Origin of the sequence: Herbaspirillum sp. GW103 (genome assembly GCF_000261365.1) — a bacterium.
GTDB lineage: Bacteria > Pseudomonadota > Gammaproteobacteria > Burkholderiales > Burkholderiaceae_D > Herbaspirillum.
This window is the reverse complement of record NZ_AJVC01000003.1, coordinates 1,636,893-1,660,462: the sequence shown is the minus strand read 5'-3', so window position 1 is coordinate 1,660,462 and position 23,570 is coordinate 1,636,893. Positions and strand designations below refer to the sequence as shown.

15 protein-coding genes and 2 tRNA genes are annotated in these 23,570 nt (G+C 63.3%); 7 read left to right on the top strand and 10 right to left on the bottom strand.

Features of this window, described 5'->3' with window-relative positions:
* Positions 1-74 precede the first annotated feature (74 nt).
* On the bottom strand, positions 75-2,990 hold the full coding sequence (gene ppc / locus GWL_RS10940; RefSeq protein ID WP_008329823.1) for a phosphoenolpyruvate carboxylase: 2,916 nt from the start codon (positions 2,988-2,990) through the stop codon (positions 75-77).
* 258 nt (positions 2,991-3,248) lie between these two features.
* Between ppc and hemC the strand changes: the two genes are divergently transcribed.
* From hemC to ppa, 5 genes are all read left to right on the top strand, one after another.
* Complete coding sequence (hemC, locus tag GWL_RS10935; RefSeq protein WP_008329821.1) at positions 3,249-4,205, top strand: hydroxymethylbilane synthase; 957 nt, start codon at positions 3,249-3,251, stop codon at positions 4,203-4,205.
* Positions 4,189-4,986 (top strand): uroporphyrinogen-III synthase, encoded by a 798-nt coding sequence (locus GWL_RS10930; protein ID WP_034350444.1) that lies wholly within the window; start codon positions 4,189-4,191, stop codon positions 4,984-4,986. Before hemC ends, GWL_RS10930 begins: the two co-directional genes overlap by 17 nt.
* 35 nt (positions 4,987-5,021) lie before the next feature.
* Complete coding sequence (locus tag GWL_RS10925) at positions 5,022-6,212, top strand: uroporphyrinogen-III C-methyltransferase (protein ID WP_008329819.1); 1,191 nt, start codon at positions 5,022-5,024, stop codon at positions 6,210-6,212.
* Between the two features lie 20 nt (positions 6,213-6,232).
* Entirely contained in the window at positions 6,233-7,432 is a 1,200-nt protein-coding gene (locus tag GWL_RS10920) for a heme biosynthesis protein HemY (RefSeq protein WP_008329818.1), read from the top strand.
* A gap of 269 nt (positions 7,433-7,701) precedes the next feature.
* Complete coding sequence (gene ppa, locus GWL_RS10915) at positions 7,702-8,235, top strand: inorganic diphosphatase (protein ID WP_006463345.1); 534 nt, start codon at positions 7,702-7,704, stop codon at positions 8,233-8,235.
* Between the two features lie 104 nt (positions 8,236-8,339).
* Here ppa and GWL_RS10910 read toward each other — a convergent pair whose 3' ends face one another.
* The gene (locus GWL_RS10910) at positions 8,340-10,040 is read right to left on the bottom strand and encodes a peptide chain release factor 3 (RefSeq protein ID WP_008329817.1); all 1,701 of its coding nucleotides are present in this window, start codon (positions 10,038-10,040) and stop codon (positions 8,340-8,342) included.
* Positions 10,041-10,283: 243 nt separating this feature from the next.
* Positions 10,284-11,702, bottom strand: coding sequence for a DUF3300 domain-containing protein (locus GWL_RS10905; protein ID WP_008329815.1), 1,419 nt, complete (start codon positions 11,700-11,702; stop codon positions 10,284-10,286).
* Positions 11,703-12,134: 432 nt separating this feature from the next.
* On the opposite strand from GWL_RS10905, the gene GWL_RS10900 reads away from it, so the two are divergent.
* Positions 12,135-12,587: a GNAT family N-acetyltransferase gene (locus GWL_RS10900; protein ID WP_008329813.1), complete on the top strand. Its 453-nt coding sequence runs from the start codon at positions 12,135-12,137 to the stop codon at positions 12,585-12,587.
* 435 nt (positions 12,588-13,022) lie between these two features.
* Positions 13,023-14,666, top strand: coding sequence for a methyl-accepting chemotaxis protein (locus tag GWL_RS10895; protein ID WP_008329811.1), 1,644 nt, complete (start codon positions 13,023-13,025; stop codon positions 14,664-14,666).
* 208 nt (positions 14,667-14,874) lie between these two features.
* Here the strand turns inward: GWL_RS10895 and GWL_RS10890 are convergent.
* From GWL_RS10890 to GWL_RS10860, 7 genes are all read right to left on the bottom strand, one after another.
* Positions 14,875-14,951 (bottom strand) — tRNA-Arg (locus GWL_RS10890).
* 96 nt (positions 14,952-15,047) lie between these two features.
* A tRNA-Pro gene (locus GWL_RS10885) sits at positions 15,048-15,124 on the bottom strand.
* A 67-nt stretch (positions 15,125-15,191) separates the two neighbouring features.
* On the bottom strand, positions 15,192-17,960 hold the full coding sequence (locus GWL_RS10880; RefSeq protein WP_008329805.1) for a nitrate reductase: 2,769 nt from the start codon (positions 17,958-17,960) through the stop codon (positions 15,192-15,194).
* Positions 17,961-18,000: 40 nt separating this feature from the next.
* On the bottom strand, positions 18,001-19,242 hold the full coding sequence (locus GWL_RS10875) for an NAD(P)/FAD-dependent oxidoreductase (RefSeq protein ID WP_008329804.1): 1,242 nt from the start codon (positions 19,240-19,242) through the stop codon (positions 18,001-18,003).
* A 1-nt stretch (position 19,243) separates the two neighbouring features.
* Positions 19,244-19,606, bottom strand: coding sequence for a nitrite reductase small subunit NirD (gene nirD, locus GWL_RS10870; protein ID WP_008329803.1), 363 nt, complete (start codon positions 19,604-19,606; stop codon positions 19,244-19,246).
* Between the two features lie 13 nt (positions 19,607-19,619).
* Positions 19,620-22,193, bottom strand: a complete 2,574-nt coding sequence (gene nirB, locus GWL_RS10865; RefSeq protein ID WP_008329801.1) for a nitrite reductase large subunit NirB — start codon at positions 22,191-22,193, stop codon at positions 19,620-19,622.
* An 11-nt stretch (positions 22,194-22,204) separates the two neighbouring features.
* Entirely contained in the window at positions 22,205-23,512 is a 1,308-nt protein-coding gene (locus GWL_RS10860) for an MFS transporter (protein ID WP_008329799.1), read from the bottom strand.
* Positions 23,513-23,570 lie beyond the last annotated feature (58 nt).

The following is a 23,570-nucleotide window of genomic DNA, read 5'->3' as shown; positions in this document are numbered from 1 at the left end:
CTGGCAGCAATCCAAACGAAAAGGGCCGCCCGCATCGGCGGGCAGCCCTCTTGTTGGCATGACGACGGCTTGGCTCAGCCGGTATTGCGCAAGCCGGCGGCGACCCCGTTGATGGTGAGGTGGATGCCGCGCTGCACGCGCTCTTCCGGCGTACGCTTGGCTGCAGCGGTGGCACGATGGCGCTTGATGAGCTCGACCTGCAGGTGGTTCAGCGGGTCGAGATAAGCGAAGCGGTTCTTGATCGAACGTGCCAGCAGCGGATTGCCCGACAGCCGATCCTTGGTTCCGGTGACGGACGAGAGCATGGCGCTGGTGCGTTCATGCTCGCCGGTGATGCGGCCAAAGATCGTGTTGCGCAGCTTGCGGTCCGCCACCAGCCCGGCGTAGCGCGAGGCCACGGCCAGGTCGGTCTTGGAGAGCACCATGTCCATGTTCGACAGCAGGGCCGCGAAGAACGGCCATTCCTTGCACATGGCGCGCAGGGTGGCCAGGCGTTTTGCGCTCTCCCTGGCGTTGCCGGCTTCTTCCAGCCAGCCCGAGACCGCGCTGCCGAAGCCATACCAGCCCGGCAAGAGCAGGCGGCACTGGCCCCACGAGAAGCCCCAGGGAATCGCGCGCAGATCCTCGATGCGCTGGGTGGCCTTGCGCGAGGCCGGACGCGAACCGATGTTCAGTTGCGCGATCTCGGCAATGGGCGTGGCGGCGAAGAAGTAATCGGTGAAGCCAGGGGTCTCGTAGACCAGGTTGCGGTAGGCGCGATAGGCACGTTCGGAGAGTTCTTCCATGACGCGCTCGAACTCGGCCAGCTTCCTGGCTTCCTTGCCGTCGGCGGCGGCCGGCATCAGGCTCGCTTCCAGGGTGGCGGCGACCAGCAGCTCCAGGTTGCGGCGGCCGATTTCCGGATTGGAGAATTTGGAGGCGATGATTTCGCCTTGTTCAGTCAGGCGGATCTGGCCGTTGACGGTACCCGGTGGCTGCGCCAGGATGGCCTGGTAGCTGGGGCCGCCGCCGCGACCGACGGTGCCGCCGCGACCATGGAAGAGGCGCAGCGTCACGCCGGCTTCATTGAACAGTTCCACCAGCTGGTTTTCGGCCTTGTAGAGCTCCCAGTTGGAGGTCAGGAAGCCGCCATCCTTGTTGGAATCCGAATAGCCCAGCATCACTTCCTGCAGCTTGCCGTGCTTGGCGATCAATCCCTTGACCTGCGGCAGGGTCAGCCATCCACGCATGATCTCGGCGGCGCAGCGCAAGTCGGGAATGGTCTCGAAGAGCGGAATGACCATCAGCTCCAGCGCGTGCAGCTGGTTGCCTTCGATGTGCAGCAGCCCCGTTTCCTTCTGCAGCAGCAAGACTTCCAGCAGGTCGGAGAGGGTTTCGGTGTGCGAGATGATGTAGTTGCGGATGGCGCGTTCGCCATAGCGGCGGCGGATTTCACGCGCCGCACGCAGGATGGTCAGCTCCGAATTGGTTTCATCGGCGTACTGCAGATAGGGCGAATACAGCAGGCGCGGCCTGGACAGTTCGCCCAGCAGCAGGGCGATCTTGCGTTCTTCAGTCAGGCCCGCATAGTCGGCCTCGACCTGGGCCTTGGCAAAGAGCTCGGCCAGCACGCGCTCGTGGACGTCGGAGCTCTGGCGCATGTCCAGCGTGGCCAGGTGGAAGCCGAAGATCTCCACGGCACGCTTCAATCCGGCCAGGCGCGGCTTGACCAGGGCGGCACCGTGATGAGCCTGCAGCGAGCTCACCAGCACCTCCAGTTCGGCCACGCATTCGGCCGGGCTGGCGTAGGGGGCGGCGGTACCGATTTCCTGGCGCAGGATGTTGACCACGCCCAGCGCACGGGCGGTGGCGGCCAGGCGCGCATAGATGCCGATGAGGGCACGGCGGTAGGGTTCGTCGGCGCGGTGCTCGGAATGGTCTGGCGAGGCATCGGCCAGGGCCAGCAGTTCCGGGCTGGCATCGACCATCAGGGTGGAGATGGACAGCTCGGCGCCCAGCGTGTGCACTTCGTCGAGGTAGTAATCGAAGATGGTGGTGGACTGGCGCTTCAAGGCATGCTGCATGGTGGCGGCATTGACGTTGGGATTGCCATCGCGGTCGCCGCCGATCCAGCTGCCCATCTGCAGATAGGGCGGCAGTTCTGCGGTGCGGGTCTTGGCGCGCGAGGGGAACTGGCTGTCGATCTCGGCTTCGATGTCGTCATACAGGGCCGGCAGTTCGCGCAGGAAGGTGATGCGGTAGTAGGAGAGGGCGTTCTCGATCTCGTCGGCCACCGTCAGCTTGGTATAGCGCAGCATGCGCGTCTGCCACAGCGTGGCGATGCGTGCGCGCAGCAGTTCGGTGTTGTGGCGCAGTTCGCGCGGTGTCAAGGGCAGGTCGCGTTCTGCCACCAGGCGGGCGATCTCGCGCTCGGCGTCCAGGATGGACTTGCGCTGCACTTCGGTGGGGTGGGCGGTGAGCACCGGCGAGACCAGTGCTTCCTTCAGGAAGCTGCGCACTTGTGCGCCCGAGACACCGGCATCATCCAGCCGCGACAGGGCATAGGCCACGCTGCCGGGCTGGGCTTCGGAGCCGGCCAGCAGGTGCGCGCGGCGGCGGCGGTTGTGGTGCTGGTCTTCGGCGATGTTGGCCAGGTGCGAAAAATAGGAAAACGCGCGCACCACCGAATTGGTCTGGTCGCGGGTCAGTTTCTTCAACAGCTTGTCCAGCTCGGCGCCGGCCTTGGCATCGGATTCGCGGCGGAAACGCACGGCGGTCTGGCGGATGGTTTCCACCACCTCGAAGACGTCATCGCCTTCCTGTTCCCGCACGACTTCGCCCAAGAGACGCCCGAGCAGGCGGATGTCTTCCTTCAGCGGCGCATCCTTGTCGGTGCTGCGGGCGGGTTTGCTGATGGTCTTGCTGGCCGGGCTGCTCTTGGTGGCAGCGGTGGCGCGGGGGGTGGAGGGAGTGGAGCGGGCACTGCGTGGTGTTGGATTTTTGGTCGCCATGATCAACGGTTGCTGCGGTTTTCGGAGGAGAAAGTCGTGCTTGTGGATCGGATTGCCGTGGGTGTGCGTGCTAGAATTTGGCTCGTTTGTTTGCCTCGTTTTTGGTGTGCGTCTCGCTTCTGGTCTCTGTGATCGATGTTCGTTGCTGCTTGCCCTCGATCGCTTTTTTTAATCGTATTGTTCAGTCTGGATTCGCCGGTCTCCTGCTTTCCCTGTCTCCTCGGCCGCGGGTGCCACGACTGAATCGGAAAGCCCGTCTTGAAAGAATTTCCTCCTTCCAACATCGTCATCGTCTCGCGTGAGAGCCGCCTCGCCATGTGGCAGGCCGAGTACGTGCGGGACCGTCTGGCCGCATTATATCCGCAGTGCAGCATCAATATCCTCGGAACCACTACCCGTGGCGACCAGATTCTTGATCGCGCGCTCTCCAAGGTCGGCGGCAAGGGCCTGTTCGTCAAGGAGCTGGAGGTGGCCATGGCCGAAGGCCGCGCCGACCTCGCCGTGCACTGTCTGAAGGACATGCCCATGGACCTGCCCGAAGGCTTCGAGCTGGCCGCCATCCTGGAGCGCGAAGATCCGCGCGACGCCTTCGTCTCCAACGACTACGACTCGCTCGATGCGCTGCCCGCTGGCGCCATCGTCGGCACCAGCAGCCTGCGCCGCCAGGCCATGATCGCCGCGCGTTATCCGCAACTGGTGGTCAGGCCGCTGCGCGGCAATCTCGATACCCGCCTGGCCAAGCTGGATCGCGGCGACTATGCCGCCATCATCCTGGCCGTGGCCGGACTGAACCGCCTGGGTCTGAAGGCGCGCATCCGCTCCTTCCTCGACCCCGAACAGAGCCTGCCGTCGCCCGGCCAGGGCACGCTGGCCATCGAGATCCCCGAGGGCCGTGACGATATCAAGCGCCTGCTGGCCCCCCTGCATGACGAGCCCGCCGCCGTGGTCTCGGCCGCCGAGCGCTCGGTCTCGCGCATCTTTGGCGCCAGCTGCCAGATTCCGCTGGCGGCCTATGCCACGCTGGAGGGCGAGCGCCTGCACCTGCGCGCCATGATCGCCACCCCCGATGGCGCGCAAGCCGCCGCCGCCGAGGCCGAAGGTTCGCCGGATGCGCCCGAGGCGCTCGGTGCGCAAGTAGCCGAGCTGCTCAAGGCGCGCGGCGCCGATGCCATTCTGGCGGCCTGCAAGGCCCAGGCTGATGCCGCTTCGGCCTGAACCCCCCGCATCGTTGCCAGTGGTCGTGACGCGGCCACTGCAACAGTCCGGCAGCTTTGCCGAGCGCGTGCAGCAGTCGGGCCGGCGTGCCGTGGTGTTTCCGCTCCTGGTCATCGGTCCGGTGGACGATGACAGCGAACTCAAGGCCACGCTGGCGCGCCTGCAAGACTTCGCACTGGTGGTCTTCGTCAGCCCCAATGCCATCGATGCCGTCTTTGCCCATCTGCAGCAATGGCCGCGCGATGTGCCGATCGGCATCGTGGGAGAGGGCAGCAGGGTGGCCTTGCGCGGACATGGCGTCGATGGGGGCAATGCCACCATCTACGGCCCCCAACGCGCCGACAAGATGGATTCCGAGGAATTGTTCAAATCCCTCCCTTTGGAACAATTGCGCGGCAGGCGTGCTCTGATTGTGCGCGGCCAGGCCGGCCGCGATTTCCTGAGTGAAGCTTTGCAACAACAGGGCGTGGAGGTTCAATTCCTCACCGCCTATCGCCGCCTGGCCCCCGAACTGGATGCGCCAAGCCGCCTGCAACTGCTGGATTTGCTCGATGGCGGGGCCGACTGGGTCATCACCAGTTCCGAGGCCTTGCGCAATTTGCTTCACTTGGCAAGACTAGCCGGAGGTGAGGAACGTGTGGTAAAACTGCAACGACAACGCATCGTCGTCTCTCACCACAGGATCGCCGAGACCGCGCGGGAGCAGGGTTTCGTGCAGGTGGTCCTGACCGGATCGGGTGACGAACGCCTGCTTGCCGCCCTTGCTCCACCCGCTCCCTGAGCGGCCGCGTAATTTGCCGCGTTACAATCCAGCCCATGAACGAACAGCAACCCACCCCCCAATTGCCGGAGCCTCAACCGCAAGCCAGCCACAACGTTGGTGCAGCGGCGCCGCAGGCGTCCTATACCTTCACCCCGCCCGATGGCACGGCGGTGCTGCGTCGCCGCCAGCGTGCGCAGACCATCGTGCTGCTGCTGGTCATCGCCGGCCTGGGCGCGCAGTGGTGGGTTTCGCATACCGAACTGCGCGACCTGCGCAGCGAAGTCGCGCAGCGCCTGCAGAATGGCGACAACAACAGCAATGAACTCAAGGGCGTGCTCAAGTCAGTGCAGGAAAGCACCAAGGAGCTGCAATCCAAGGTCAGCGTGCTGGACAGCAAGCAGGCCGAATCCCAGAGCCAGCAGCTGGCGCTGGAGCAGATGTACCAGGACTTGAACAAGAACCGCGACGACTGGGCCCTCTCCGAAATCGAGGAAGTGCTCTCCACTGCAGACCAGCAGCTGGAGCTGGCCGGCAACGTGCAAGGTGCGCTGATTGCCCTGCAGAATGCCGACAAGAGCCTGTCGCGTTCGGACAAGGCGCAGTTCATCGTGATCCGTCGTGCCATTGCGCATGACATCGAGCGCCTGAAGGCCCTGCCGACGGTGGACATCGCCGGCATCGCCGTGCGCCTCGATAGCGCCATCGGCCAGGTCGATACCCTGCCGCTGCTGGTGGACGAGCATCCGGTGGAGTCGGCCAGCGAGCCCAAGCCGCAGCCGGTGAAGGCCGCCGCCAAGGGCGAGACCAAGCATGGCAAGACCCGGGCCGAAGCCGCACCCGCCGAAGCCTCGGCCTGGTCGCAATGGCTGGCCGGTGCGCGTGAGACCTGGCAGAGCATGAGCACCGAGATGTGGTCCGAACTGCGCCAGCTGGTGCGCATCCGTGAAGTGCAGACACCGGAAGCGATCCTGCTCTCGCCGGGCCAGGCCTACTTCGTGCGAGAGAACCTCAAGCTGCGCCTGCTCAATGCGCGCCTGGCCCTGCTCTCGCGCAACGAGTTCGCCTTCCGCAATGACCTGTCGTCGGCCCAGGACACCATCGCCAAGTATTTCGATACCCGCGCCAAGCAGGTCCAGACTACCCAGGCGCTGTTGAAGCAGGTACAGGGCAGCAATGTCTCCATTCAGTTGCCCACGCTGGCCGAAAGCCTCAACGCCGTGCGCAACTACAAGGCCCGTCCGTGAGCCGCTGACGGGAACCTGATATGAAAATACTGCTCTGGCTTCTGACCCTCTTCGCGTCCGCCATCGGCCTGGCCGTGCTGGCGCGCTTCAACCCGGGCAATGTGGTGCTGTTCTATCCGCCGTACCGCATCGACCTGTCCCTGAACTTCTTCCTCTTCGCCGTGCTGGCGGTGTTTTTGACCATCTATGTGGTCATCCGCGCCATCCGCCTGACGCAGAAGCTGCCCGGCCGCGTGATCGCCTATCGTCGTGCCAAGCGCGAGAATGAAAGCAACAAGGCCCTGCGCGATGCCCTGAAGGCCTATTTCGAAGGCCGCTTCGGCCAGGCCGAGAAGTCTGCCACGCGCGCCTCCGACCTGCCCGACAACGCCGGCATCGCCGCCCTGATCGCAGCCCGTGCCGCGCACCGCATGCGCCAGGGCGAGCGCCGCGACATCTGGCTGGCCAGCACCGAAGTCGATCCGACCTTGAAAGCTGCGCGCCTGATGACGGCACTGGAACTGCAAGTGGACGAACATCACTTCAAACAGGCGCTGGAAACGGTGGAAGAGTTGAACGCCAACGGCACCCGCCACATCCAGGCCCTCCAGTGGGCCTTGAAGGCCAACCAGCAAGCCAAGAACTGGCCCGAGGTACTGCGCCTGGTGCAGACCCTGGACAAGCGCAATGCCCTGCATCCGGCCCTGTCCAATCGCCTGCGCGAGATGTCCTACGATGCCTTGCTGTCGGACCGCTCGCACGATGCCGAATCGATTCGCCTGCTCTGGAATGGCGTACCCGGTGCCGACAAGTTGAAGCCCTACATCGCCGTGCGGGCGGCCCAGGCCTTCTCCAGCCGTGGCCTGCATGACGAGGCGCGCAGTCTGCTGGAACGCGCCCTGGCTGCCGACTGGGATATCCGCCTGCTGCGCGCCTATCGTGAGTCGACCGCCGAAGCCGGCTCGCCGGCCTTGCTGTCGCAGATCGAGCATTGCGAATCCTGGCTGGCCAAGAACCCGACGGATGCCGAACTGGCGCTGACCCTGGGCATGTTCTGCCTGCGCCAGAAGCTGTGGGGCAAGGCCCAGCGCCATCTGGAGCAAGCCCTCTCGGACGCCATCGAACCCCGCACCGTGCGTGAATCGCACCTGGCCCTGGCCCAGCTGCATGAGGCCCTGGACCAGCCCGACCAGGCCGCTGCCCACTACAAGCAATGCGCCCTGGCGACGGCCATCCGCTGAACTTGTTGTGCGGGTCAATGACCAAGGCGGAAGCGGCGCAAGCCCTTCCGCCTTTTTCATGACCATGGCCGGGCGCTGTCATGTTGGCGTAAGTTGCACCGGCCAAGATGCCGGACTGAGCCTGAATGCCGCTATAATTGCGGCTTTCCGGTGTTGGCACGGCCTGGTTTGAGCATTAAGCCCAGCTTAATGCTTATTGCATCGAGCATTAAGCTCAGGCGGTGGCGACCCGAAAACCGCTTTTCGTTTCTTTCCCTAGTGAGAATCCCATGAGCCTGAACAACGTCCCCGCTGGCCGCGACCTGCCCAATGACTTCAACGTGATCATCGAAATCCCGATGAACGCCGATCCGATCAAGTACGAAGTGGACAAGGACACCGGCGCCATCTTCGTCGACCGTTTCATGGGCACTGCCATGCACTATCCGTGCAACTACGGCTACATTCCCCAGACGTTGTCGCAAGACGGCGACCCGGTCGACGTGCTGGTGATCACCCCGTTCCCGCTGATCCCGGGCGTGGTGGTGCGCTGCCGCCCCATCGGCGTGCTGAAGATGGCCGATGAATCGGGCATCGACGCCAAGCTGCTGGCCGTGCCCGTCGACAAGATCCTGCCGATCTACACCCACTGGCAAAAGCCGGAAGATTTGAACGAACTGCGTCTGAACCAGATCAAGCACTTCTTCGAACACTACAAGGATCTGGAAAAGGGCAAGTGGGTCAAGGTCGAGGGCTGGGAAGGCCCGGACGCTGCCCGTGCTGAAATCCTGGCCGGTGTGGAAGCGTTCAAGAACGCCAAGTAATTCCCCATCAGCAAGGCATAAGAAAATCGCCCGACAGGTTTGCGCCTGTCGGGCGATTTTCATTTCATGACCGGCGCGGGCCGGTCGATGCGCTCAACGCCTGGTCAATCCAGCTTGGCCGCGTGCTCACGGGTCGCATGGAAAGTGATCTCCGGCCAGCGTTCCTGGGTCAGGCGCAGGTTCACGCCCGAGCTGGCCAGGTAGGCCATGTTACCGGCCGCATCGATGGCCAGGTTGGCGCCGGCCGAGGACTTCTCGAAGTCGGCCAGTTTCTTCTTGTCATCGCAGCTGATCCAGCGGGCGCTGCTGATGCTGGTGCCTTCAAACACCGCATCCACGCCATATTCATTCAGCAGGCGGCTGGCTACCACTTCGAACTGCAGCACGCCGACCGCGCCCAGGATCAGGTCGCTGCCAGTCACCGGCTTGAAGACCTGCACCGCGCCTTCTTCGCCGAGCTGCTGCAGGCCTTTGTGCAACTGCTTGATCTTGAGCGGATTGCGGATGCGTGCCACGCGGAAGAAGTCCGGGGCGAAGTAGGGGATGCCGGTGAACTGCAGCATCTCGCCTTCGGAGAAGCTGTCGCCGATCTGCATGTTGCCGTGGTTGGGCAGGCCGATGATGTCGCCGGCATAGGCTTCTTCCACCTGTTCGCGGCTGGAGGCCATGAAGGTCACCACCGAAGACACCTTGATGTCGCGGTTCAGGCGCAGGTGCTTCAATTTCATGCCGCGCTCGAAGCGACCCGAGCACACGCGCAGGAAGGCGATGCGGTCGCGATGGGCCGGGTCCATGTTGGCCTGGATCTTGAAGACGAAACCGGAGAACGGCTCCTCGGTCGGCTTGACCTCGCGCACGGTGGCATCGCGTCCGCCCGGACCCGGTGCCCAGTCCAGCAGCGCATCGAGGATCTCGCGCACGCCGAAGTTGTTGATGGCCGAGCCGAAGAAGACCGGGGTCTGCACTCCGGCCAGAAAGTCCTCCAGGTTGAAGGGGTGGGAGGCGCCATGCACCAGTTCCACTTCCATCTTGAGCTGTTCGATTTCCAGCGGGAACATCTCGGCCAGCTTGGGATTGTCGATGCCCTTGATGATTTCCACGTTGCCGTTGGCGCGTTCTTCACCGGCCTTGAACAGCATGATCTCGTCACGCAGCAGGTGATACACGCCACGGAAATTCTTGCCCATGCCGATCGGCCAGGTCACCGGCGCGCACTGGATCTTCAGCACCGATTCCAGCTCATCCAACAGCTCCAGCGAATCGCGGGTTTCGCGGTCCAGCTTGTTCATGAAGGTGATGATGGGCGTATTGCGCATGCGGCAGACGTTCAACAGCTTGATGGTCTGCTCTTCCACGCCCTTGGCGGCATCGATCACCATCAGCGCCGAGTCCACGGCGGTGAGCACGCGATAGGTATCTTCCGAGAAGTCCTGGTGGCCGGGGGTGTCGAGCAGGTTGACCACGTGGTCGCGGTACTCGAACTGCATCACCGAACTGGCTACCGAAATGCCGCGCTGCTTTTCGATTTCCATCCAGTCGGAAGTGGCGTGGCGACCGCTCTTGCGGGCCTTCACGGTACCGGCCAGCTGGATCGCGCCCGAGAACAGCAGCAGCTTTTCGGTCAGCGTGGTTTTGCCGGCGTCGGGGTGGGAGATGATGCCGAAGGTGCGGCGGCGCTTGACTTCGCGCGCGATCAGGTCGGAAGAGACCTTGGTGGTGGCGCCAGGCGCGCTGGCGTTATCTGCGTCAGCGGCCTCAGGAGCGGTGGCGGCGACGTCGGGGAGTTCGTTGCTGGGTTCTTGCATGGCGGATCGGTCGGGGTGGGAGCCGGGCGGAACACGGCCCCCGGCGCGGCTGGACGATCCAACCCGCATGGCCTCGGGCTGCGCGCACTGTTCCTTTGGCAAGGAGGCGCCGCACGCCCTGTTCCGACAGCTCTGGAAAACCCGAGATTATAACTGAAGCGGCCCGCTTGCCCGCATGTTTGCTGATGGGCAACGTGCGGGCGGCGGGCTGCTCAGGGCCGGGCGGGCGGCGTTGTGACCAGATCAGGAGCGCTCGTCGCGCCGGTCGTCACGGCGCGGATGGGCTTCATGCTGCCGCGTCTGCTGCTGGTGCTGCTCACGTTGCGCGACCTCATGTTGTTGCTGTTGCTGCTGCCGGGCCTGCTCCATCTGGCGATGCTGCTGCTCGCGCTGCTGGTTCATCATCTGCTGCTGGTTCATCATCTGCTGCTGGCGCATCTGCTGCTCGCGCATCTGCTGCTCGCGCTGTTGCTGTCTCTGCTGCTGACCTTGCTGGTGCTGCTGCCACTGCCGTTGCTCGGCCTGTTGCCGTTGGCGCTGCTCTTGGGCTTGCTGCTCGCGCTGGTGTTGCTGATCGCGGATCATCTGCTCACGCTGGCGTTGCTGGTCATTGGCCTGTTGTTCGCGCTGGCGTTGCTGCTCGACGGCCTGGCGCTGGCGGAACTGGTCTTGCTGGGCCAGGCGCTGCTGCACGTTGTCGACCACCGGCAGTGGCCGCACAGCCGGTGCATGGTGTCCCGGCGGCGGTGCCACGGCGGGCGCGGATGGCTGGGCATAGCGCCCACCGGCATAGCGTGGATCGTGGTGCCATACCACCGGGCGCTGGTTCATCGTCACGTTGCGGTTGACGGTGACATTGTTGACATAGCGTTGATGGATGATGTTGGTGTTGTTGACGTTGGTGACGTTGTTGATGCGGGTCTGCGTCACCAGTACCTGGCGCTGGCGCCAGTCCGGCCGCGCCTCACCGAAGACGGCACGCATCACGCCGATGCCCACCCCGAAGCTGATGCTGGCCGAGAAGCCCGGTTCATAGCTGGGCGGCCGATAGCGCGGCGGCGGTGCCCACACCACTGGCGGGGCCGAGGGCCACCACCAGCTGCCATAGACCACGGTCGGGTTGTAGTAGGGCACGTAGACCACCTGCGGATTGACCGGCACGATCTCGATCATCTCATCCTGCACCACCACGCGCTGCTGCGGGCTGGATTCGAGCGTGCCGGCAATGCGGGCACGCTCGCGCAGGTTCTGCACCGTATCCATCACGGGGGCTTGCTGGCCGAGGAAGGCCTGGCCCAGTTGCTGGGTCCAGTCCAGGCGGTCATTGAGCATGGCCAGCACCGAGGGAAACTGCACCAGCGCCTTCACGCTCGGGTCCCAGGGCATGGGGGCCACGGCGCGGGCCAGCCCATCGCCTTGCAGGCCAGGTCGGGCTTCCACGAAGCGCTGGGCCTGCACCACCTCCAGCGGATAGGTCGAGGCCATCAGGACCTGGGCCAGCAGGGAATCCGGGTAGAGCGCCACCGGTGCCAGCATCTGGTCCAGCTGCTGCTGGGTATAGACCGGTGCAGGTGGCGCATAGGCCGTCTGCGCCTGCACGGGCAGGCCCGAGACCAGCGAAAAGACCAGGCAGGTAGCCCAGGCCAGGGATATCTTGTTCATGTCGTTCTCCTTGCCAATGGCGTGCGCGGGAGCCATACGGGTGATCGTGGTCGCTGCCGTCGCACCGAAGTGAATTCATGGTCTGCCAGCTTGAGTCGACAAGGTGTAACGGAAGTGCAAGCAATGTTTCAGCCGAAAGCGTCAGTCAGACGCTCTTGCCCGATGGAAAGCCTTGCGCAAGGCGGGGGCGGCTGTGGCATCATGAACGGCCACGGAACGAATCTCATCCACGGAAAAGATAAATCGGGCGATTTTTTGCACTGTCGCAGATCCGTCGTCAAGCCCGTCAGCACGCGCTGCAGCAGCTCGCCAGGGCGGGTTGGCGTGCCCATTCCGGAAGAGGAGAAACGTTCTAAATTGTTTTCGCAGTAACAGGCAACATGCACCAGGGCAAACTTTTTACGACAACAAGCCATCAAGCAAGGAACGACCATGAGCCATCACCTGATCTGGCGGCGCGATGATTTCCTCATCGACACCGATCCCGACCGGCTGGACATCCCTCTCATCCACGACGTACTGACCCATTCGAGCTGGTCCCCCGGCATCGACCTCAACACCGTGCGTACCGCCTTGGCCAACAGCCTTTGCTTCGGTCTTTATCGCGGCAAGCAGCAGATCGGTTTTGCCCGCGTGGTGACCGACCATGCCACCTTCGGCTACCTGTGCGACGTCTTCGTCGTCGGCGACTTGCGCGGCCAGGGTCTGGGGCGCTGGATGATCGAATCGGTGAACCAGCATCCGACCCTGCAGAAACTGCGTCGGGTCATGCTGACCACTTCTACCGCACCGTGGCTATATGCCAGCTGTGGTTTCGAGGCCATCAATCGCGGTGACTTCGTGTGGCATATCTCGCGTCCGGATATTTATCGGCAGGGCGCATAGCAGCAGATTCATCGTCTTCTGAATCAGCGGAGCGCAGGATGGCTCCGCTGTTTTCTTTTCCGCGTACGCCAAAGGCATGTCGAAAAACTTAGTTTTCCTTGCCTTTCTTCCGGCTGTACTTTCTTTCTCCCTGGTTCGATCCATTGAACTCACTGGCTGAATTGAGCTTGCGGGGACTATTTTCTTTTGCCGGATTTACTAATTCTTTTTATTGAATGAGTCCACTTATACGCGCTTTTGCGGAGGATGCAACTTAGTTTTTACGTTCGTTTGATCCAGCGTCGTTTTCCAGGCAGCAATCATGATTCGCATCAAGATGCGGGCACATGTGGATTTTCCATATTTTTTGCGGACATATAATTTTTTGGCGTCAACCCAACCCATTTCAGTCCATCCACCTGATGCGCGTCCACATCGAGCGCAGGAAACCTGATCATGACCATTGCCAATAAAATCCGTCTGCTTCTGCTCGCCGTCGTTCTGGGCCTGGCCGGCGTCACCGGTTTGAGCATCTATCACAGCAATCGCATTGCCGATGCGGCCAGCTATTCTTCGGTCAACACCGTGCCCAGTCTGCTGGTACTGGGCGAGGCCAGCGAGGCGATTTTCGGTATCCGTGTCGGCATCTGGCGCTATGCCGCCGCGACCGATGCCGCCGCCCGTCTCCAGCTGGAAAAATCCATGAGCACGCTGCGTGACCAGGTCCTTGCCACCTTTGATCGTTACGAGAAGGACGTCCTCTCCGATGCCACCGACCGGCAGTTGCTGCAGGCAGACCGTGATGCCTTTGCCGAGTATGAGAAGAACCGACAGCGGGTCATCGCGCTGGGTGCCGAAGGCAAGAACGAGGAAGCGCTGGCGGCCGTGGAGCACTACGTGGTTCCGCCCGGTACCAAGCTCATCAACGCGCTGGCTGCACATCGCCGCCACAACGAGCAGCTCGGCCAGCAGGGTGTGCAGACGGCCCAGAACAGTTTGCGTTCGGCGATCTACCAGGCCGTGCTGATGAGCCTGTTCGTGTGTGTGGTGGTGGCGCTGGTGGGGCAGCTGATTTCGCGCGCCATTTCCACCTCGCTGGGTGAAGCCATCCTGACTGCGCGCGCCATTGCCACGGGTGATCTCAGCACCCGCATCCGTCATCGCGCCAATGATGAGGTCGGCCAGTTGATGCAGGCCATCCAGCAGATGACCGACAGTCTGGTGCGCATCGTGAGCAATGTGCGCAATAGCGCCAATACCATTGGCACAGCCACGGCAGAAATCGCGGCTGGCAATCTGGATCTGTCCAGCCGCACTGAATCCCAGGCCGGGTCCATTGAAGAGACCGCTTCGGCCATGGAACAGCTCACCGCTGCCGTGCGCCAGAATGCCGATAACGCCCAGCAGGCCAATGCGCTGGCGATTTCTGCCTCCGGTGTGGCCAGCGAGGGTGGTCAGGCGGTACAGGAGGTGGTCAAGACGATGGAAGAGATCAATGCCTCGTCCCTGAAGATCGTTGACATCATCAGCGTGATTGACGGTATCGCTTTCCAGACCAATATCCTTGCCCTGAATGCTGCCGTGGAGGCGGCGCGCGCAGGCGAGCAGGGGCGCGGTTTTGCGGTGGTCGCCTCCGAGGTGCGCTCACTGGCGCAGCGCTCGGCAGCGGCGGCCCGTGAGATCAAGGAGCTCATCGATGATTCGGTCGGCAAGGTGGAAAGCGGTAGCCGTCTGGTGGCGCAGGCGGGTGCGACGATGCAGCAGGTCGTGGGCAGTGTGCATCGCGTGGCCGATATCGTGGGCGAGATCACGGCCGCCAGTGCCGAACAGAGTGACGGCATCGTCCAGGTCAATCAGGCCATCGGATTGATGGATCAGGCGACGCAACAGAATGCGGCGCTGGTGGAGCAGGCGGCTGCGGCGTCGCAGTCCTTGCAGGAGCAGGCGGTACAGTTGGCGGGGGCGGTGCAGGTGTTCAAGCTTGATCCTGAAAGGGACAAGCCCATTGAGATGGTGTCCGCAGCCACGCCCGTGGCCGTGGCACCAGTCGCGGAGCGCAGCGGTGAAATGCTGCTGGTCGGTGCGCACGCGCATGGGTGAAGACAAGAGGGACGCAGCGTGGCGTCCCTCTTGTCTTGCTGTTCTTCAATGCGGAATCAGCGAGCTCATTTCTTTGGGATCGCTGAACAATGGTGGCTGGTGGTCAGTCATTGCCTGCCATTGCATTGATGGTCGATACAGATCAGGCGGTCACCACTGATCCTGAGCGCCGCGGTTGCGTGTGCTGCAATGAAAATGCCGGGAAATGTGGCCTGCCCTGAGGGACTCGAACCCCCGACCTATGGCTTAGAAGGCCATTGCTCTATCCAGTTGAGCTAAGGGCAGTTCGGCGTGGCTGACGGTGTGATGCCGCGCCAATGCGCTACCGTCAACGATCCAGAAAAGAAAACGGGCTGTCCACGACAGCCCGTTTTTGATGAGTGGTCGGAGTACAAGGATTCGAACCTTGGACCCCCTGGTCCCAAACCAGGTGCGCTACCGGGCTGCGCTACACTCCGAGAAGCGAGATAATAGCAGCATCCCTTGCAAACGGTCAACAAACATCGTAATCCACGCTGCCAGGCCCTAGGCCGCCGTCTCACGCTCCCGTGCTTCGGCCTCGGCCACTACCTTGATCTCCACCATCAGCTTCTTGATCTCCGGCACGCACGAGCCACAATTGCCGCCCGCCTTCAGGCAGGCCGTCACCTGGCTCACTTCGCTCAGGCCCTGCGCGCGGATGGCGTTGCAGATGGTGTTGCGTCCCACGCCAAAGCAGGAACACACGGTCGGTCCGGTATCGGCACCTTTCTCGATGGGCTGGCCTACCAGCAGGCCGACGCGGTCCGCTTCTCCCAGTTTCTCCTTGGCAAAGAGCCCCGCCAGCCACGAGCGCGAGGGCAGGTCAGGTCGCGCCGACATGAACAGGCACATGTCGATGCGATCCTCCACTACGTGGACCGCGCGATAGCTGCCGTCGCTCAAATCTTCATACTCCAGCCAGTCCGCATCATCGGCCTGCACACCCAGCAGTGCGCGCGCCCAGGCCGTGTGGTCGCTGATGTGATTGCGTCCGGCCAGTTCATATCGCACAAAGTCGCGGCCCTGTACGCGCGTCCAATGCGTAATGTCGTCCAGGTCCAGCGCATGGCGGGTGAGAATGAAACCATGCCAGCCCACGCGGAATTCCTCGATTGCTACCGGCGTGTGCTTGAACTCCGGTTCGCCCGAGACCGGGTCGACCACCGGATTGACCACCGCACCCACGCGCGCATCGGAGGCCGATTGCCCGTTCCAGTGGATGGGCACGAACACATTGCCACGCGGAATGCCGCCGCCATGCTGCACGCGCGCCACCATCGCGCCCCAGCGACTGCTGATGCGCGCCAGGCCACCTTCACGCACGCCATACAGCAGCGCATCTTGCGGGTGGATGTCGATGAAGGATTCAGGAATATGGCTGGCCAGCGTGGCCGACTTGCCGGTGCGCGTCATGGTATGCCAGTGGTCGCGCACACGACCGGTGTTGAGGATCAGCGGGTAATCCTCGCAGGGCGCATGCCCCGGCGCGCGCGGCGCGGTCGGTACAAAACGCGCACGCCCATCGGCGTGCGAGAAACGATGATCCTGCAAGACGCGCGCCGTGCCGCTCACGCTGCCATCGGACAAACGCTGCACCGGCCACTGGATCGGTGCCATGGCGTCATACGCAGCCTTGTCCATGCCGGTCAGGCCGGACAGGTTGAAGACACGCCGTGCACGCCCGCCATCGGTCTCGCCATTGCGATGGGCGGAGAGCCGCGCATGTTCATCGAAGATCGCATGCGGGCCGTCGAAATCAAATCCCGCAAAGCCCATGCGTCGTGCGACCTCGCAGATGATCTGCCAGTCACCGCGGGCTTGACCCGGTGCGGTGAGGAAAGCGCGCTGCCTTGAAATGCGGCGCTCGGAATTGGTGACCGTGCCGTCCTTCTCGCCCCAGGCCAGTGCCGGCAGCAGCACGTGGGCCAGCGCATTGGTATCGGTCTGCATGACGACGTCGGAAGACACCACCAGCTCGCATTTCTGCAGCGCGCGTTGCACCAGGTCGGCATCAGGCAGGCTCACCAGCGGATTGGTGGCCATGATCCACACCGCCTTGATGTGACCCTCCTCGATGGCGCGGAACATGTCCACGGCCTTGAGGCCCGGCTTGTCCGCGATGCGCGGGGATTGCCAGAAATCCTGCACGATCTCGCGATGCAGGGGCTGATCCAGATCCATGTGTGCGGCCAGCATGTTGGCCAGGCCACCGACCTCGCGTCCGCCCATGGCATTGGGCTGTCCGGTGATGGAGAACGGCCCCGTGCCCGGCTTGCCGATGCGGCCCGTGGCCAGGTGGCAGTTGATGATGCTGTTGACCTTGTCGGTGCCCACCGAGGACTGGTTCACGCCCATGGAAAAACCGGTGACGACTTTCTCGGTCTCGGCAAAGGCTTCGTAGAAGGCCAGCAGGTCTTGCAGATCCACCTTGCACAGACGCGCTACCGTGGCGGGATCGGCGCAGTCGGCATCGGCTACCGCCAGTGCCTCGTCAAAGCCGTTCGTATGCGCAGCGATGAAGGCGTTGTCACGCAGGCCGCGATGGGCCAGATAGCTCATCAGGCCATTGAAGAGCCACACATCGGTGCCTGCCTTGACCGGCAGGTGCAGGTCCGCCAGCTCGCAGGTCGCGGTGCGGCGCGGGTCGATCACGATCAGGCGCATGGACGGCCTGGTTTCCTTGAGCCTGGCGATGCGCTGGAAGAGGATGGGATGGCACCACGCCGCATTGGAACCGACCAGCACGATCAGGTCGGCCAGTTCCAGGTCTTCATAGCAGACCGGCACCAGGTCTTCACCGAAGGCGCGCTTGTGGCCGGCTACCGCCGAGGACATGCACAGGCGCGAATTGGTATCGATGTTGGCGCTGCCGATGTAGCCCTTCATGAGCTTGTTGGCGATGTAGTAGTCCTCGGTCAGCAATTGTCCCGAGACATACAGTGCGACCGCATCCGGACCATGTTCGGCGATGACGGCTGAGAACTTGCTCGCCACCTGCTCCAGCGCCTGATCCCAGGAGACCTGCTGCAATGCGCCTTGCGCATCGCGCACTTGCGGATGCAGCAGGCGGCCATCCAGATCCACCGTTTCCGCCAGGGCCGATCCCTTCACGCAGAGGCGGCCGAAGTTGGCCGGATGCTGCACGTCGCCCTGCACGCCGATGCGCCCATCGTCCTTGAGCGCAGCCGTCACGCCGCAGCCCACCCCGCAGTAGGGGCAGGTCGTCGAGGTGGTGGCCACGGCCAGGGCCAGCGGAGTCTGTGCAAGATTCATTGGTATCCTTTGTTACTGATTGCCGTCGGTAGCCTGATGGCTAGGCCGCATGCTGGCACATGGCCTGTCCGAAGGGCAGTTCGCGCCGGAAGGCGCTGATGTCGCGGCCACTCTGGATCAGGTCGAAGTACCACGGGCCATCCTTGACATCGCCGTACAGCACCGCGCCGACCAGCCGCGAGCCGCGCAATACCAGGCGCTTGTAGATGCCGCGGCGCGGATCGCGTACCACCAGGTCTTCGGTATCCTCACCGCCGATGAAATCACCCGCCGAATAGAGGTCCACCCCCGTGACCTTGAGCTTGGTCGCCGTGGCCTGCTGCACATAGCGGCGATGACCGGCCCCGGCCAGATGTGCACCACAGACACGGGCCTGATCCCAGATCGGCGCTACCAGTCCGAAGGTGGCCTTGCGGTGCTGCACGCATTCGCCCACGGCATAGATGCGCGGGTCATAGGTTTGCAGGGTATCGTCGACGATGATGGCGCGTTCACAGTGCAAGCCTGCCGATTTGGCTAGCGCAATGTTGGGGCGCACGCCCGCTGTCATCACCACCAGGTCGGCGGGAATGCTGCTGCCATCCTTGAAACGCACTGCGCTCACGCGATCCGGGCCGACGATTTCTTCGGTATGGGCATTGAGCAGGAAGCGCAGGCCCTTGTCTTCCAGTGCCTTCTTCAGCAGGGCGGCGGCGGGCTTGTCCAGTTGCTGGTTCATCAGCGCATCGGTGACGTGCACCACGGTCACGTCCATGCCCTGGCGCATCAGGCCATTGGCCGCTTCCAGTCCCAGCAGGCCGCCGCCGATCACTACCGCATGACGGTGCGTGCGCGCCGCTTGCAGCATGATGTCCACGTCCTGAATGTCGCGGAAGGCGATCACGCCCGGCAATTGATGGCCCGGCACCGGAATGATGAACGGCGTGGAGCCGGTCGCCAGCAGCAGGCGGTCGTATTTCACCGTGAGGCCAGATTGCGCGTGGACGGTGCGCTGGCGGCGGTCGATCTGGATGACGGGATCGCCCGCATGCAGGGTGATGCCGTTGTCCTCGTACCAGGCGCGCGGGTTGAGCATGATGTCATCGATGCTCTTGTCACCGGCCAGCACCGGCGAGAGCATGATGCGGTTGTAGTTGCCGTGCGGCTCGGCGCCGAAGACGGTGATGTCGTAGAGGTCCGGCGCCAGCTTCAACAATTCCTCCACCGTGCGCATGCCGGCCATGCCATTGCCGACCACCACCAGCGAGGGCCTGGCTTGCGTGTTGTCGGCCGCGGTCACCATCTCAGCCACCGATCCAGACTTTGCCGCCATCGATGCGCGCCGGCCAGGCCGGCACCGAGTGGGCGGGTTCTTCCAGGCACTGGCCGGTGGTCAGGTCAAAATGATGCTTGTAGATGGGCGAGGCCACCACGATGCGTTCGCCCAGATTGCCCACCAGCCCGCGCGAGAGCACGGCGGCCTGCGCATTGGGATCATAGTTGCCGATGGCGAAGACGCGCGGTTGCGCCTGGCCCTGGCTGCGGTCGATGACATGGAAGATGGCCACCTGCTGGTCACCGATCAGCGCGGCCACACCGGTGTTGGGGACGATCTCGGCCAGTTCGCAGACCGGAGTCCATTGCTTGATTTGTTGGTCGCTGTGCATGCGGGGCTCCTTCTTACACGGTCTCGGCGACGACGGGAATATCGAGCAGCTTCTTCTCGGCCACCGTGGCCGGACGGATCTGTCCGCGCTCCTCGACGAACTTGATGTTGCCATCGGCCGCCTTGCTGTTGACGAAGTGGCGGAAGCGCTTGCGCGTTTCCGGATCGGTGACGGCCTTCTTCCATTCGCACTGGTAGGTGTCGACCACGCGCTGCATTTCGCTCTCCAGTTCGGCGGCAATGCCCAGCTTGTCATCGATGACCACGCTCTTGAGATAGTCCAGTCCGCCTTCCAGGTTCTCGCGCCAGGTGCTGGTGCGTTGCAGGCGGTCAGCGGTGCGCACGTAGAACATCAGGAAACGGTCCACATAACGTGTCAGGGTGTCTTCATCCAGATCGGAGGCGATCAGTTCGGCATGGCGCGGTTTCATGCCGCCATTGCCGCAGACGTAGAGATTCCAGCCCCTCTCGGTGGCGATGATGCCCACGTCCTTGCCTTGTGCCTCGGCGCATTCACGGGTGCAGCCGGAGACGCCGAACTTGATCTTGTGCGGCGAACGCAGTCCCTTGTAGCGGTTTTCCAGACGCACCGCGAAGCCCACGCTGTCACCCACGCCATAGCGGCACCAGGTCGAGCCGACGCAGGACTTCACCGTGCGCAGCGACTTGCCGTAGGCATGGCCGGTCTCGAAGCCGGCAGCGATCAGTTCTTCCCAGATGTCCGGCAACTGGTCCACGCGGGCACCGAACAGGTCCACGCGCTGCCCGCCGGTGATCTTGGTGTAGAGGCCGTATTTCTTGGCGATCTGGCCGACCGCGATCAGACCATCGGGCGTGACTTCGCCACCCGCCATGCGCGGCACCACCGAGTAAGTGCCATCCTTCTGGATGTTGCCGAGGAAGTAGTCGTTGGAATCCTGTAGTCCCGCGTGTTCCTTCTTGAGCACGAAGTCGTTCCACAGCGAAGCCAGCACATTGGCCACCATCGGCTTGCAGACATCGCAACCCAGACCCTTGCCATGCCTGGTCAGCAGTTCATCGAAGCTCTTGATCTGGCCCACGCGCACCAGGTGATGGATTTCCTGGCGCGAGTAGGGGAAGTGTTCGCAGACGTGGTTGTTGACCGCCAGACCCTGTTTCTTCATCTCGGCCTTCATCACCTGGGTGACCAGGGGCACGCAGCCGCCGCAGGCGGTGCCGGCCTTGGTACAAGCCTTCAGATCGCCGATAGTGGTGATGCCCGAGGCGACAGCTGCGCACAGCTGGCCCTTGGAGACGTTGTTGCAGGAGCAGATCTGCGCCGATTCCGGCAGTGCATCCACGCCCAGGCCCGGCTTGGCCTTGCCGTCCGATTGCGGCAGGATCAGGAATTCGGGCGACTCCGGCAGCTCGATCTTGTTGAGCATCATCTGCAAGAGCGTGCCGTATTCCGAGGCATCGCCCACCATCACCGCGCCCAGCAAATGCTTGCCGGATTCGGAGACCACGATCTTCTTGTAGATCTGCTTGCGCTCATCGGTGAACTGATACGAGCGGCTACCGGCTTGCTTGCCGTGGGCGTCGCCAATGCTGGCCACGTCCACGCCCATGAGTTTCAATTTGGTGCTCATGTCGGCGCCGTTGAAGACGGGCACTTCGATCGCTTCATCGCGGTGCGACAGCAGATGTTTGGCGGCGGTGCGGGCCATGTCGTAGCCGGGGGCGACCAGGCCGAAGATCTTGCCGTTCCACAGTGCACATTCACCGATGGCATACACGGCCGCGTCGGACGTGAGGCAGCTGTTGTCGATGACGATGCCGCCACGCTCGCCCACCTTCAGGCCGGCCTGGCGCGCCAGTTCGTCGCGCGGGCGGATGCCGGCGGAGAAGACGATCATGTCGGTTTCCAGGTGCGAGCCGTCTTCGAAGTTCATGCGATGGGTGTGCTGCTTGCCATCGACGATCTCGACCGTGTTCTTTTGCGTATGGGCCGTCACACCCAGTTCCTCGATCTTCTGGCGCAGGATGCGGCCACCGCTTTCGTCGACCTGCACCGCCATGAGGCGTGGGGCGAATTCGACCACGTGCGTTTCCAGCTTCAGGTCGCGCAGGGCCTTGGCGCATTCCAGCCCCAGCAGGCCGCCGCCGATGACCACGCCGCTCTTCGAACGGTTGCCGCATTCCAGCATCGCTTCCAGGTCTTCGATGGTGCGATAGACGAAGCAGTCCTTGCGCTGGTTGCCTGCCACCGTCGGCACGAAGGGGTAGGAGCCAGTGGCCAGTACCAGTTTGTCATAGGACAAGGTCTCTTCTGCACCAGCCACGTTGACCAGTACCTGCTTGCGTTCCAGGTCGATGTGCTGGGCCTTGGCATTGAGCTTGAGATCGAACTGCACCGGGCTGCGGCCTGCATCGAAGAAGCCGGGCGCGACCAGTGACAGGTCTTCTGCGCTCTTGCCGGCGAAGAATTCGGAGAGATGTACGCGGTCGTAGGCCGGGCGCGGTTCTTCGCAGAGGATGGTGACCTTCAGATCGGTCGCGCCGCTCTCGGCCAGGCATTCCAGGAATTTATGGCCGACCATGCCGTGGCCGATGACGATGATGTTCATGGCGTATCTCCTCAGGCGGCAACTTTGCTGTCGGCCAGGACGGCATCGCCGTGCTTGTCCGAGGCGGTGAAGCGGATGGCCACCGCGCACAGGGCCGAGATGGTCACCAGCACGCCCAGCATCGACAGGGTCTGCTGGGTATTGCCCAGGCCCTTCATCAGGAAGCCCGCCGCCACAGCCCCCACGTTGCCGCCAGCGCCGATGATGCCAGCCACGCCACCGAGCGCCTTGCGGTCGATGAAAGGTACCAGCGCATAGGTCGCGCCGCAGGCCATGTGGGTGAACAGTCCGAAGCACAGCATGGCGATGATCGCCGCCACCACGCTGCCGGCATGGGCGAACCACAGCAGTCCCAGACCTTCACCCAGCATCATCACGAAGAGCAGGGTGGCACGGCGGTTCAGACCGCCACGCAGGGCCACCTTGTCGGAGATGAAGCCGCCCAGGGCACGGGCAAACAGCGCCAGCAGGCCGAAGCTGGCCGCAGCGATGCCGGCCGACTCCAGCGAGAGCTGGAAATGTTCGACGTAGTAGATGGCGGCGATGTTGTGGATGAAGATCTCCACGCCGAAGCAGGCGCCGTAGGTGATGAAGAGCATCCACACCCGATAGTTGGCAGCGGCCGCGCGGAAGCTGGCCCAGCCGCCGCGCTTGCCGCTTTCGATGCTCACGCCGGCGGCGCGCAGATCGTCATAGTTGCCTTCCGGGCAGTCCTGGGTAAAGCGCCAGTAGAGTGCGGCCATTACCAGCATCAGCACGCCCGGCACCAGCAGTGCCGCGCGCCAGCCCCAGCTGTGCGAGACGCCCAGCATCAGCATGGCCGCCATCAGCAGGGGCATGACGCCCTGCGCCACGCCACCGCCCGCATTGCCCCAGCCGGCCGTGGCCGCATTGGCCGTGCCGACCACGTTGGGGGCGAACATCACCGAGGTGTGATATTGGGTGATGACGAAGCTGGCACCCACTGCACCGATGAGCAGGCGGAAGAAGAGGAAGCTCTCGTAGCTCTGCGCGAAGGCCACGCCGATGACGGGGACCGCGCCGACCAGGAGCAGGCCGGTATAGGTCTTGCGCGGCCCGAAGCGGTCACACATGGGGCCGATGATCAGGCGCACCAGAATGGTCACGGCCACCGCCGCGATATTGATGTTGGCGATCTGGCCGGGGGTGAGGTGGAGCTCCCCCTTGATGACCGGCATCAGCGGCGCGCAGGCGAACCAGGCGAAGAAGCAGACGAAGAAAGCCATCCAGGTCAGATGGAAGGCGCGCATCTGGGGCGTGCCCAGGGAGAACAGCGCGATACGATTGGATTTGCTCATGTCGGGTCCCTTGAAAACAAAAAGGCGTCCGCTCAAAACCGAGGCCTTGCCTCGTTTC

What these genes read in the sequence shown, in the direction of transcription:
- ppc (WP_008329823.1), bottom strand. Translation starts at nt 2,990, where the DNA reads ATGGCGACCAAAAATCCAACACCACGCAGTGCCCGCTCCACTCCCTCC.
- GWL_RS10930 (WP_034350444.1), top strand. Translation starts at nt 4,189, where the DNA reads ATGCCGCTTCGGCCTGAACCCCCCGCATCGTTGCCAGTGGTCGTGACG.
- GWL_RS10925 (WP_008329819.1), top strand. Translation starts at nt 5,022, where the DNA reads ATGAACGAACAGCAACCCACCCCCCAATTGCCGGAGCCTCAACCGCAA.
- GWL_RS10920 (WP_008329818.1), top strand. Translation starts at nt 6,233, where the DNA reads ATGAAAATACTGCTCTGGCTTCTGACCCTCTTCGCGTCCGCCATCGGC.
- ppa (WP_006463345.1), top strand. Translation starts at nt 7,702, where the DNA reads ATGAGCCTGAACAACGTCCCCGCTGGCCGCGACCTGCCCAATGACTTC.
- GWL_RS10910 (WP_008329817.1), bottom strand. Translation starts at nt 10,040, where the DNA reads ATGCAAGAACCCAGCAACGAACTCCCCGACGTCGCCGCCACCGCTCCT.
- GWL_RS10905 (WP_008329815.1), bottom strand. Translation starts at nt 11,702, where the DNA reads ATGAACAAGATATCCCTGGCCTGGGCTACCTGCCTGGTCTTTTCGCTG.
- GWL_RS10900 (WP_008329813.1), top strand. Translation starts at nt 12,135, where the DNA reads ATGAGCCATCACCTGATCTGGCGGCGCGATGATTTCCTCATCGACACC.
- GWL_RS10895 (WP_008329811.1), top strand. Translation starts at nt 13,023, where the DNA reads ATGACCATTGCCAATAAAATCCGTCTGCTTCTGCTCGCCGTCGTTCTG.
- GWL_RS10880 (WP_008329805.1), bottom strand. Translation starts at nt 17,960, where the DNA reads ATGAATCTTGCACAGACTCCGCTGGCCCTGGCCGTGGCCACCACCTCG.
- GWL_RS10875 (WP_008329804.1), bottom strand. Translation starts at nt 19,242, where the DNA reads ATGGTGACCGCGGCCGACAACACGCAAGCCAGGCCCTCGCTGGTGGTG.
- nirD (WP_008329803.1), bottom strand. Translation starts at nt 19,606, where the DNA reads ATGCACAGCGACCAACAAATCAAGCAATGGACTCCGGTCTGCGAACTG.
- nirB (WP_008329801.1), bottom strand. Translation starts at nt 22,193, where the DNA reads ATGAACATCATCGTCATCGGCCACGGCATGGTCGGCCATAAATTCCTG.
- GWL_RS10860 (WP_008329799.1), bottom strand. Translation starts at nt 23,512, where the DNA reads ATGAGCAAATCCAATCGTATCGCGCTGTTCTCCCTGGGCACGCCCCAG.